At 59.5% G+C, this 13,047-nt stretch carries 4 protein-coding genes; all 4 read right to left on the bottom strand.

The features are described 5' to 3' along the window. A partial coding sequence (locus tag HFD92_RS19075; protein ID WP_167429499.1) for a filamentous hemagglutinin N-terminal domain-containing protein occupies window positions 1-7,718 on the bottom strand: 7,718 nt, incomplete at its 3' end. A 27-nt stretch (window positions 7,719-7,745) separates the two neighbouring features. Further along, complete coding sequence (locus HFD92_RS19080) at window positions 7,746-9,476, bottom strand: ShlB/FhaC/HecB family hemolysin secretion/activation protein (protein WP_167429500.1); 1,731 nt, start codon at window positions 9,474-9,476, stop codon at window positions 7,746-7,748. 386 nt (window positions 9,477-9,862) lie between these two features. Next, on the bottom strand, window positions 9,863-11,932 hold the full coding sequence (glyS, locus tag HFD92_RS19085) for a glycine--tRNA ligase subunit beta (protein WP_009088313.1): 2,070 nt from the start codon (window positions 11,930-11,932) through the stop codon (window positions 9,863-9,865). A gap of 9 nt (window positions 11,933-11,941) precedes the next feature. Beyond that, on the bottom strand, window positions 11,942-12,871 hold the full coding sequence (gene glyQ, locus HFD92_RS19090; protein WP_167429501.1) for a glycine--tRNA ligase subunit alpha: 930 nt from the start codon (window positions 12,869-12,871) through the stop codon (window positions 11,942-11,944). Window positions 12,872-13,047: the final 176 nt, after the last annotated feature.

The following is a 13,047-nucleotide window of genomic DNA, read 5'->3' on the forward strand; positions in this document are numbered from 1 at the left end:
GCCTGCTGTGCGCTGCTGACCGCGGTATTGAGCGCGCTGCCCGCCGTGCCTGACAGGGCAATGGTCAGACCGCTCTGTTTCTGCTCGAAGGTTTCCTTACGGCTGCGTATATCAAAGCCCGGGTCGATAGTTACGCTGTCGCCCGTCAGGTTCAGATCTTTCCCCGCCACCAGGTCTGCGCCGCCGGCGTGCAGCCGGTTGCCCGCCGTAACATTGACGCTGCCCTGGCTGCTGCCGACGGTGCTGATGCTCTGGCTCTGGGTGGTGCCCTTCTCATCGATTTCATGGCGGGTTGACTGTTTGCCGACGGTGAAGCCGATGCCACCGCTGCCCAGCAGGCCGCTCTTTTTCTTCTCTTCCAGCTGATAGTGGCTCTCGGTCTCGGTCGCCGCGCCGATCTCCACGTCGCGCCCGGCCCGCAGATTGACGTCCCGGTCGGCAACCACCGCCGATCCGGTCACCGTCAGATCACGTCCGGCGATGACCGTGACGCTTTCGCCGCTCAGCAGGCTGCCGTTCTCACGGGTGGCGCCATCCAGCGAGATGCTGTGGCTGCTCTTTTTCTTCAGGAAACTTTTTTTCTCTGAGCGGGATTCGCTGAACAGTGACTCCCGTTCGGTGGCGGTATTGAGGGTCACATCCTGTTTCGCCTGCAGCGCAACGGCACCCAGCTCACTGTGCAGCGTGCTGGCCGTGGCGGTGATGCTGCCCTCCTGCGCCACCACCGTGACGCCATCATGTCCACTGAGCGTGCTCCCCACCACGTTCTCACGCAGCATTTCCTCCGCGCGTTCACCCTTGGTTTTCCGGCCGCGACTTTTTTCCTGTGAGGCGCGGTGCTCGCTGTCTGTCGTGTGGTTGAGGATGACATCCTTTTTCGCCAGCAGCGCAACAGCACCCTGTTCGCTGTGCAGCGTGCTGCCGGTGACCGTCACGTCACCCTCACGCCCGATTACCGTTACGCCCTGCTGTCCGCTGAAGGTGCTTCCCATGCTGCCTTCGCGAACCGTCTCCTCGTCACGATGGCTGAGGGTATTACCCAGGCGCCTGTTCTCGCTGTCCAGGTCCTGTGTATGGGCACGCGCATCCTTAATGGTAACGCTCTGCGCACTGACGCCAATCTGGCCCTGTGAACTGTCAACCTGCGCGCCTTCGGCCAGCAGATTATTGCCTGCCACCAGCGTCACGCCCTGATCACCGCTCAGGGAACTGAGCAGCAGACGATCTTCCTGACGGCTGTTGCTGACCGATGAGGTCCGGCTGTTGGCCTCAAGATGGGTGGTATTGGTGGTGGTCTCCGCGCCGATGTGGATGTCGCCGCCAGCCTCAACCCGGGCAGAGCCGGTAGCGCTGGCCTGGCTGCCGGTCAGCGTCAGATCACGCCCCGCCGAGAGAAGGAGGTTACCACCCACGTTAAGCTCACTGCCCTGTGCCTGCTGCCACTCGCCGCTGACCTGCGCCATGCGCTTGCCCGCCTCTTCCATGCCGCGGCTGGTGCGATTTCCCATCGCCCCGGCAATCACGTTCAGGCTGCCGCTGTGGCTGCTTTTTGCAGTGCCGATTTCAAGGTTGTTGCGTGCACTCAGGCTGAGGTTATCGGTGGCATTGAGCTTCGCGCCCTGCAGCCGGATATCGGTGCCGCTGAGGCTGATATCGTCAGCGCTCATCGTCGCCTGGCGCAGGGCATTCTGCAGATCGGTGCTGATCGTCAGCGTCTCCGCCTTCACATCAATGCTGCCAGCCTTGATGTCGCCGCCCAGATGCAGGAACTGACTACTGTCGACTGACAGTGCCTTGTCCGCAAAGAGATTTCCGGCGTTGGTCACGCTGTCCGCCGAGAGCTGCAGATTACAGCCGCCAATCACCGCGCCATCACCGGTCAGGCGCAGGGTAGTCTGTGCCAGATAGACTTTTGGCACCCACACGCTCTGCGGACCCTCTGCCGTATCCACCGTTTCGCTGACCAGCCAGACGATATCCTGCTGCAGCGCTGCAATCTGTTGCGGCGTCAGCGCCACACCCGGCACCAGATGGAAATCCTGCGCCACTTTTGAGCCGTTATTCATCAACTCCTGATACTGCGTCATCGCATCCCAGCCATTAACGGAAGGCCTGCCGGTCAGCGCCAGGACCTGCTCGCGCACCAGCCGCTGCTCATAAAAACCGTCGCCCAGTCGTTTATGCACCTGCGACGGGTTATAGCCCACCCGTTCGAGCAGATAGTCGCTGCTGATAAATTTCTCCCGACTGGTGAAGCGCTCGTCAGTCACCACCAGGAACGGACTACCTGCCGCAGTATGCTGGCTGAACAGGCCGTTATTGGGGATGCTTGTGGCGACTTTCTCCAGCTGTTGCAGCGCCGTCAGCGCCAGCTCGGCCGGTAACAGCGGGCGACCCGATGAATTACCCGCCGCAAGTTCTGTGTCGCCATCATGGTGAGCGACGCCGTCTATGGCAAAAGCCAGCGGGTTACGTTCATACTCTGCGCGCTCGGCGTCCACCGCCTGCAGCGCCGCTTCAAGCTGGCTGATCTGCGCCTGATTAACGGTGGTGTTACTGATGCTCGCTCCGCTGATACTGACGTTACCGTTGCCCGTAATGATGCCATCAATGGTAGCCAGGGCCGTGGTCTCGTCAGAATTGAAGGTTGGATACCAGTGGTGAGTGTCTTTATCCATATGATCGACAATCACTTCCTGCCGTCGCTCATTGACCGAGTAGCCGCGGTTATCAATGCTGCCACCGCCATCCAGTGTCAGATTACCGTTGGCTGTAATCACGCTGGCGTCATTAATCAATTGGTCAATAATGCGCAGGATCATGTTGCCACCCGCCAGGATACGGGCGCCGATGCCTTCACTAACCAGCCGATCACGCGTTACGGTTCCGGTTACAGTTCGTTCACGGAAATTGTTGTAATCAGTAACGAACGGCGCATTGTCGATGTCGATATGCTTTTCGGGATCCCACTGCTCCAGATGTCCACGATCATGTTCACGCCAAACCGTATTTTGATAGGGAGTCGGTACATTATTTTGCCGGAATCCGCGGGTTTCATAGAACGTCATGGCATAGGTGCCGTCGGCATTGGGGTTCAGCGCCAGATAGTTAACCCACAGATCGGTCAGCACACCCTGATTGTTCATGACTCGGACCTGGGCGCGTTTGCCTGCAGCGTCAATCGCCAGCAGCGTGCCGTAAGGATTACTCTGTGCCGCTGCCTCATCCTGGAAGGTCAACTGCTGAGTGGTAGACGCCATGGTGCTGAGATCGGAGCTTACTGCTGAGCCGTAAGAGCGCCAGTAATAGTTATAACGATGCCAGCTGTAGTCGCTGCTCTCCGCCTCGCGCTCAATCACCAGTCCTTCGCGCAGGTTGTCGAGCCGCCGCGCTTCCAGCGTCATATCACCGTCTGCTTCAATAAAACTCGCCCGGTTCTCGATCAGGTCGTCGCTGTGCAGGAACAGGCGATCGCCGCTGTAGAGCAATGCGCTATCTTTGTTGCTCAGCCGCTCGCGGGCCTGCAGCGTCAGGCTTTGGGTGGCCGCGATGACCGCCGGCTGGCCATGGTTGTCGATCACCCGACCACGCACGGTGATCTCATCGCCCATCACGGTCGCGCTGTTATCCAGCGAATCGACATTCAGCGTCAGGGCGTCGGCTTCAAGCCGCCCGCTGTTCAGCAGCGCACCGGTCGTGAGCTGAACGGTTTTACCTACCAGCATCGCCGGGTTGGTAATAGCCGAGGCATTCAGCACCAGATTACCCGGCAGCAGCCAGTCCACCAGGTTAATAAACGCCCCGCTCAGCGAGAAAGTCACCGTGCCGTTACTGCTGAGGGTTTCACCCGCCTGGCGGGTGTAATCCTGTTGCGCGGTCAGCGTCAGAGCCTGCAGGCCGAGCAGGGTGCCGCCCTGATTATCGAAAGCGTGTGCATGGATGGTTAATGCGCCCGCACTCTCCAGCCGTCCGCGCTGATTGAGCAGCACCAGCGGTGAATCAGTCGGTGAGAGATCGGCGTTGAGGGTGAGATCGCCATTCGCCAGCATCTGTCCCTGCCGGTTATCCAGCTGTGCAACACCCCGAAGCAGGAGCGTTCCGGCGCTCTGCAGCCGTCCGCTGCTGTTATCGATGTCACGGGCAGCGATGTCGGTAAAGGTCGTGCCGAGTAACAGGCCGCCGTCGCGGTTACTCAGACGATCGGCCTGCAGTGAGAGTCCCGCCTGGCTGCTGAGCACACCCTGTGTGCTGTTATCGATCGCCGTGGCCTTCAGCACGAGATCCTGGGTAGCGACCAGCTGGCCGCCCTGATTGTTCAGTTGCGCAGCGTCAAGGGAGAGCGCCGCGCCGCTGTGAACTTTGCCCTGCGGGTTGTTGAGCACACTGAGGTGATAATTTCCCGCGCCCTGACTGATCAGTGTGCCGCTGGCATTCTCCAGTTGCCCTGTTGTCAGATTAATCGCCTCACGACTGCTGAAGATGCCCTGACGGTTATTGACCATCGCAGCATGAATCTGCTGTTCACCGTTACTGCGCACCGCACCGCCGCTGTTATCCATCTCTCCTGACAGCTGCAGGCTGAGCTGTTGCTGGCTGTCGATGTGGCCGCCCGCGTTGTTCAGCATCTGCGCATCAAGCTGGAGCGCTTCGCCGCTCTGCACGTTGCCCGCCCGGTTATTCAGATCCCCGGCCAGGTTCAGCCTTAACTGCCGCTGACTGTAGAGCAGACCACCCTGAGTGTTATCGAGACGCTCAGCGGTGATCGTCAGCCCTTCACCAGCCAGCCACTGGCCGCCTGCATTGTTAATGTTACCGGTGCGGCTGCCTCTGGTCTGACCCTGAACGGTCAGCTGCTGCTGCGCAGAGACTTTACCGGCCAGGTTATTGATATCCTGTGCAACGCGCAGCGCCAGCCCGGCGGCTGACTGCAACACGCCGCTGGCATTACTGAGCCAGTTTGCCGAGAGCTCAGCCTGCTGCTGACTTTGCACGTGGCCCGCCGTGTTATCGAAACCGGCAGTCGCGGCAGTCCAGTTCGCCTGACTGCCCATCCAGCCCTGGGCGTTACCAATTTCCTGCGCCTGGAGCGTCTGGCTTAGCCGACTGAAGATGCGGCCATTACTGTTATCCAGACGACCCGCGAACTGCATATCCAGCGCGTCCAGCGCATTGACCGCGCCCCCGGCATTCAACAGATTTGCGGCGCTGGCCTGCGTGCTGCCGTTGCCGGTCAGGGTGCCGCCCTGATTGTCCCAGTCGCCTGCCAGGCTGAGCGTCAGCGCCCGCTGGCTGAGAATCTGTCCTGACTGACGATTGTTCAGCGCGCCACACTGCAGGCGCAGATCGCCGCCGCTTTGCAGCGACCCGCCATCGTTATCAAACAGCGTCGCGGCGGTGCCCTGGATCGCGAGAGCGTTTTTCGCCGTGAGTTTTCCGCCCTGGTTGAGGATATCGCCGCGGCTGGTCAGCGTCAGATCACCGCCAGACTGCAAGCGGCCGCTGGCGTTATTGAGTTGATCTGCCGTCGCCGTAACCTGCTCACCGCCCTGCGCCGTCCCACCGCTGTTCTGCCAGAATCCGCCGCTGTTGAGCGAAAGATAATGACCCGCTTCGATCCCGCCATCGCTGTTGTCCAGGCCCTGTGTCGTCGTCAGGCTCAAATCCTGCAGCGCAATCACTTTGCCCTCTGAGTTATCCAGTCCGCTTGCCGTCAGGCTCAGATCACGCTGGCTGATAATCTCGCCCTGCGCATTATTCAGATGCTGCGCGGTCAGCGACAGCTGGCCGCCGTTCAGGGTGCCCGCGTAATTATCCAGATCGCCGCTCGCGCTAAGCGTCAGCGCATTACCGGCCAGAAAATTCCCCTGACTGTTGTTAACCGCCTCGCGGGCAGTAACAGACAGCGACGCCTGGGTTTTGATGGTGCCGCCCTGGTTATGCAGGCTGCCGGTTTCAAGCGTCAGATCGCCGTTATTGCCCAGCTCGCCCGACGTGTTGTCAAACAGCCCATCAATCCGCCAGTGCTGCGCTGCGTTATCAAGCGCGACCATACGGCCACGCTGATTGTTGAGCGAGGCGGCCTGAAAACTGAGCTGCTGGCTCTCAATCGAACCCTCGCTGTTGTCCAGCCCGCCAGACAACGTAAAGCGGCTCTCGCCACTGCCGGTCTGCGACCATCCCGCCTGCTGGCTGAACAGGCTGCGTCCGTCGACCTGCCAGCGTCCGGCGCTAATCTGTGCCTGCTGCGCTTCGATATCACCTGACGTGTTAATCACCAGCTGTGTGCCATTAATCACCGCCTGACGCACGGCAACCCCCGCTTCCTGAGCCGTCAGGGTGGCGCGGCTGGCAGCGACCTGAGCGCCACTGAGATCGACCCGGCGTCCGCGCGCGCTGACCTCTTTTTTGCTCAACAGGCTGCCACTGGCGCGAATGGTATCCTGGCTCTCCAGTTGCAGACTGGCTTCCTGCACAATCTGGCTGCTGGCATCGCTGCCCGCCAGCAGGTGTCCACTGCTCTGAATGCTGCGGGCCGCAGTCAGCCGTACGTCACCAGCCGCCGCCAGCGTGCCGGACAGGGTAATCCCGCCTTCTCGGCTCTGAACCGTCAGCTGACCGCCACTGTGGAGCTTGCCCTGATAATCAACGCTGTCTCTGGCCGCCAGGCTGATGTCGCCTGCGGCCTGCGTGACGCCATCCTGTGCCGCCGATTGCCAGACGAGTTTACCTTCGCTGCTCACCACCAGCGTTTTACCCGCCTGCACCTGGGCGTTCTGATTTCGTACCCCGACGCCCGCTTCGGTGCCAATCATGCGGATCTGGCCGCTGTACATGCCGCCCATCTGGCCCATGTCGATCGCCAGTTCAGGTCTGGTACTACCGTCGTCAGCCAGCGGTGTGATCGTCTGGGTGTCGGCACTGATGCGGTTGCGACCAGCCACCACCGCCAGCTCTTTTTTGGCCCAGACGCCCGCATTGATCTCCACCGCGCGGGCCAGAACGTCTACGTATTCAGTATCATGACGGGGATCGCCGTTGAGTCCGCCGCCTTCAATGCGCACCACGCCGCGCTCAATCTGATAACCCGCCAGGCTGCCGTCAGCGTTGCGCTGCGGTTTGCCGGTGGTCAGCGTCATCCGTCCGGCATTGATGGTGCCGCAGCCGTTGCAGACAATCCCGGCCGGGTTGGCAACGATCACCTGCGCCCGTCCGCCCGCTACTTCCATATAACCGCGAAGCTGGCTGGGATTGTTGCTATTCACTTCGTTGAGGATCACCCGCGCGGGTGCAGTGCCAGGCTTGAGGTTCGGGTTGCCCTGAATCATGCCGGCCAGTTGTGTGGAGGTCATCACTGCTGAGTTATTGAGGATGGCACCGTTCTGTGCGACGTCGAACTGCTGATACTGGTTGTGTGAGATTCCTGCCTGATTGGGCGCAGTAATATTGACCTGCGGCAGCCCGTTCTGAGTAGCGATGACGTCCGGCCGCTGACCTGGCGTAGCGTTGCCATCCGCCACAATGCCGTTCGCCAGTGCTGGCCCGGCAAACAGCGCCACTCCCAGCAGCCACGCCGTGCGGCGTAACGTAACCCAGAGACGCGCCGCACCGCTTCCCCGGCTCTGGCCGGGTTCAGTGCTGCAACTGCGGGCAAGTTCGGACACCACCCGGAGTTCACCGTGGGTGCGGCTGAAAATAATACGATAACAATGTTTATTCATGGGTCACATCCGTGTGAAAGTGAGTGGTCAGATTTCCAGGTTGAGGCTGAAACCCGCCGTGGCGCCGGAGGTATGAAAACCCTCGGGTTTAAAGAGCGGCACGCCCGCAAACAGGTCGTAGCTGAAGCGACTCCAGAGTGAGCCACGTACGCCGATGGCACTGCCTGCCAGCTGATGCCCGACCAGATCCCGGGCGCCAGGCCCGCTTACCCGACCATAATCGGCGGCCAGATAAAGCTCATGCCCGCGTGAGAAAAGATCCCAGCCGATCTCGTTGCGCCACAGCAGACCTTTTTCACCTGACAGCATCTGTTCACCGTCAAAGCCGCGTACCGTGTAACGCCCGGCAATCGCCATGCGCTCCTGCGGCGTCAGCGCATTCGGACTCCATTGTCCTCGCACGCTGCTGTAGACCCGCCATGGCTGCTCGCCGAGGGCGAAAGGGTGGTTGATGCCGAGGTCGCCCAGCAGTATGCCGGTACGCGCACTGCCCTGATGGCGCGGCTCTTCCGGTGCAGGTAATGCATTGAATGCCCCTGTACCGCGCCGCCAGGCAATATTCGCGTCCAGCGTGCTGCTGCCAAAATAGCTGCGCTGATTCAGGCCCAGTTCCCAGCCTGCGGTGCGCCGCTTTTGCTGCTCTATGTTGATATTGTTGACGGCGTTGGTGGAGTGTTTGCGATAGCCGCGCAGATTCAGCGTGGTTTTACTGGACTGGTCGCGATAGAGCAGGCGGGAGACCGTGAGCTGGGCGTTGTCGCTCTTACCGCTATAGCGCAGCACCTCATTGGCATTGGGAATGTTCTGGTGATAGGTGTAGTCGTTGTAGTTGGCGGAGACGGCCCAGTACCCGATCGGGAAAAAGTAATTCAGGGTATGCGAGCGGCTGCCGAACGGCCCACGCTCAAACAGATTTTTGCCGATGCTGGCGTAAAAGAGGTCGTTCTGCGCAAAGGGGGCGTCCACAGCCAGCGTGGCAGAACCGAGGTAGCGTCCGGTACTTTCAGATCCGCTGTCATCCAGTCCCAGACTGAGCCGTACCGGTCTGCCTTCGTGCCAGTTGACCTGCAGATCGCTGGTGGCTTCCTGTTCGCCCGGCACAATTTTAATGTCAGCACTGGCGCTGGGCACCCGCTTAAAGTTCTCCAGGCCCTGCTCAATATCGCGCAGATTCAAAATATCACCCGATGACGCCGGAACAGCATTCCACAGCCGTCCACGCCAGGAAACGGGTTCTTCGAAGCGGATCTGGCTGATACGGCCAGGCTGCAGCGTCAGCGTCAACACGCCCTTCGTCAGATCCTGCTCCTGCGCCATAACGCGGGTGGTCACATAGCCTTTGGCGAGAATCGCATTCTGCACTTTGTTGATGACCAGCACGATGCCCTGTCCGCCCAGGCAACGGCCGGTAGCGTCTGAAGCAGCATCGAGCGCCCACTGAAAACGGCTGGCTGCCTCGCCCGTCAGGGCGATCCGATGGATGGTAAAGCAGGGCTGCTCATTAGCAGGATAACCGGGCAACCGACTATCAGGACGCGGAAGATGTTCATTCACCTGCGGCGCATTCTGCTGTTGCAGCACGCGCTCACGCGTCTGCTGACGCTGTTGTTCGCGGGCATCAATGGCCTGGCCCTGTTCGCGAGACGTTTCGGCAGCCGGGGCTGCCATCAGCGGTAAAGAGAAGCAGAACAGCGCGCCCGCGACTATGGCGAGCAGACGTTCTGGCGAATGCCATAACGATAAAGAATTCCTTTTCATGAAAATTCCATTTCACTAACTGTAACGGAGTGTAACTTCTGGCGAATTATCACTCTGAAAAGAGCAAAAACAAGAGGGCGAACTTTTTTTCAGGCGGTTTCTTAAGCTGCGGATTGACGGAAAGAAGAGACGGTTGAATCGGAGAGGAGAATCAAATCAGATTATTGATATTTAACAATAAAAAGAAAAATACAAAGCCAGATAATGGCGGGTTTTACCTGCACCCGGATGACATTTTCCGGTTGTTTTAAGCACGTTTTGTACTCATTTGAACATTAAAAAAGCGGCCGCTGAAACGGTCACGCTGACCGCCGGATTCAGGATGCAGACCAGAAAAAATAAAAAAGGGACGATTGCTCGTCCCTTTTTGCCTCAACCAGAGAGGATTACTGCAGCAGCGAGATATCCGCCACCTGCAGGAACAGCTCACGCAGTTTTGACAGCAGCGTCAGGCGATTGATTCGCACCGCCTGATCGTCGGCGTTCACCATCACTTTATCGAAGAAGTTATCGACCGCGGTACGCAGCTGTGCCAGTTCGACCAGCGCATCCTGATAACGGCCTTCCGCGAAGTAAGGTTGCAGCTTGCTGCTCAGCGCGGTGACAAAGGTCGCCAGCTGGATCTCTTCATTCTCTTTCAGCAGCGACGCCTGCACGCTCTCATTCAGCGGTTCAGTCGCTTTTGCCAGAATATTTGAGACGCGTTTGTTTGCCGCTGCCAGTGCTGACGCCGCCTCCAGCGTACGGAAGTGCGACACGGCTTTCATACGGGCATCAAAGTCAGCCGGACGGGTCGGACGACGCGCCAGTACCGCCTGCAGCGTATCGATGCTGTGACCCTCTTCCTGATACCAGGCGCGGAAGCGACCCAGCATAAAGTCGATCACATCATCCACCACGCGGGCGTTGCTCAGCTTGCTGCCATACAGACGCACCGCTTCTTCCGTCAGGGTCTGCAGATCCAGCGGCAGGTTCTTCTCAACGATGATACGCAGCACGCCCAGCGCCGCACGACGCAGCGCGAACGGATCTTTGTCGCCTTTCGGATGCTGACCAATGCCGAAAATACCGGCCAGGGTATCCATCTTATCGGCAATCGCCAGCGCACAGGCAACCGGGCTGGACGGCAGATCGTCACCGGCAAAACGCGGCTGATACTGCTCATTCAGCGCGACCGCCACATCTTCGGCTTCGCCGTCGTGACGCGCGTAGTGCATGCCCATCACGCCCTGGGTGTCGGTGAACTCAAAGACCATGTTGGTCATCAGGTCACACTTCGACAGCAGGCCGGCACGGGTGGCGTGGTTCACATCGGCGCCGATCTGGCCAGCGATCCAGCCCGCCAGCGCCTGAATGCGATCGGTTTTATCGCGCAGCGTGCCCAGCTCTTTCTGGAACAGCACGGTTTCCAGACGCGGCAGGTGATCTTCCAGACGCTTTTTACGGTCGGTATTAAAGAAGAACTCCGCATCGGCCAGGCGTGGACGCACCACTTTTTCGTTGCCCGCGATAATCTGGCGCGGATCGCTGGATTCGATGTTAGTGACGAAAATGAAGTTCGGCAGCAGATTGCCGTCGTTGTCATACACCGGGAAATATTTCTGATCGCCCTTCATGGTGTAAACCAGCGCTTCGGCGGGCACCTTGAGGAATTTCTCTTCAAAGGTGGCAGTCAGCACCACTGGCCACTCCACCAGCGACGTGACCTCTTCCAGCAGGCTGTCGCTGATATCGGCATTGCCGCCTAAACGGCGCGCGGCCGCTTCAGCATCCGCTTTGATCATCGCCTTACGGGTCTGATAATCGGCGATCACTTTGCCACGCTTTTCCAGCGCGTCAGGATACTGATCGGCGCTCTCAAGGATGATGTCGTTTTCGCCCATGAAGCGGTGGCCGCGAATGTGACGTCCTGACTCAATGCCCAGAATGGTGCCAGGGATCAGCTCATCGCCCAGCAGCATCGTCACGGTGTGTACCGGACGGACAAACTGCACATCGCTGTCGCCCCAGCGCATCAGTTTTGGCACCGGCAGTTTGCCGAGCGCGTTAGCAATCATTGCTGGCAGCAGCGTCTGAGCCGCTTCGCCTTTCACCTGGGCGCGATAAACCAGCCATTCGCCTTTATCAGTAGCGAGACGCTCGGCCTGGTCGACGGTGATGCCGTTGCCGCGCGCCCAGCCTTCGGCCGCTTTGGTGGCGTTGCCGTCCGCGTCAAACGCCGCAGCGACGGCCGGTCCGCGCTTCTCCACTTCCCGATCAGGTTGTGCGGCGCTCAGGTTCGCCACTTTCAGCGCCAGGCGACGCGGTGCAGCAAACCAGCTGACCTCGCCGTGACTCAGGTTCGCGGCATCCAGTTCCGCGGTAACCTGCGCAGCAAAGGCTTCCGCCAGGCTGCGCAGGGCTTTTGGTGGCAGCTCTTCGGTGCCGATCTCCACCAGGAAGGTTTGTTCAGTCATGGCTGCCTCTTACTTATTTTCTAGTTTTGGCGCTTTACGAGCACACATCGGGAAGCCCATCGCCTCGCGAGAGGCGTAGTAAGCTTCAGCCACGGCTTTGGTCAGAGTACGGATGCGCAGGATATAGCGCTGACGCTCCGTGACCGAAATCGCTTTGCGGGCATCCAGCAGGTTAAAGCTGTGCGCCGCTTTCAGAATGCGTTCGTAGGCGGGCAGTGGCAGCGGTTTTTCCAGCGCCAGCAGATGCTGTGCCTCTTTCTCGTACTGCTCAAAGCAGGTAAAGAGGAAGTCGACGTCGGCGTATTCGAAGTTATAGGTGGATTGCTCCACTTCGTTCTGATGGAACACGTCGCCGTAGGTGGTTTTGCCCAGCGGACCGTCGCTCCACACCAGATCGTAAACGCTGTCGACGCCCTGGATATACATCGCCAGACGCTCCAGGCCGTAGGTGATCTCGCCGGTCACCGGCTTACACTCCAGGCCGCCAACCTGCTGGAAGTAGGTGAACTGCGTCACTTCCATGCCGTTGAGCCACACTTCCCAGCCGAGTCCCCAGGCACCCAGCGTCGGGTTTTCCCAGTTATCTTCGACGAAGCGAATATCATGCACCGTCGGGTCCATACCCAGCTCTTTCAGTGAGCCAAGGTAGAGCTCCTGAATGTTATCCGGTGAAGGCTTGATGATTACCTGGAACTGGTAGTAGTGCTGTAAACGGTTCGGGTTTTCACCGTAGCGGCCATCGGTAGGACGGCGTGATGGCTGCACGTAGGCGGCGGCAATTGGCTCCGGGCCCAGTGCGCGCAGGCAGGTCATCGGGTGTGAAGTGCCAGCGCCCACTTCCATGTCCAGCGGTTGAACAATGGTGCAGCCCTGACGCGCCCAGTAATCCTGCAAGGTCAGGATCAGCCCCTGAAAGGTCTTGGTATCAAACTTTTGCATGTTAAGTGTGCACGCGCTTCGGTTGGATTAAAAAAAGAGGCCGACAGTATACCCTTTGACCGCGCGATGTGCAGCCGTAAATCCCGGACGATAGCGGCCCGTTTAAGGGGGATTCAGCGCGCTGCTGTACAGAGGGGTCTGAATCCTGCTGGCGGCAGTTGTTGCGCCGGTCGCAT

Origin of the sequence: Pantoea sp. EKM101V, assembly GCF_011800325.1 — a bacterium.
Classification (GTDB): domain Bacteria; phylum Pseudomonadota; class Gammaproteobacteria; order Enterobacterales; family Enterobacteriaceae; genus Pantoea; species Pantoea anthophila.

What these genes read in the sequence shown, in the direction of transcription:
- HFD92_RS19080 (WP_167429500.1), bottom strand. Translation starts at nt 9,476, where the DNA reads ATGAAAAGGAATTCTTTATCGTTATGGCATTCGCCAGAACGTCTGCTC.
- glyS (WP_009088313.1), bottom strand. Translation starts at nt 11,932, where the DNA reads ATGACTGAACAAACCTTCCTGGTGGAGATCGGCACCGAAGAGCTGCCA.
- glyQ (WP_167429501.1), bottom strand. Translation starts at nt 12,871, where the DNA reads ATGCAAAAGTTTGATACCAAGACCTTTCAGGGGCTGATCCTGACCTTG.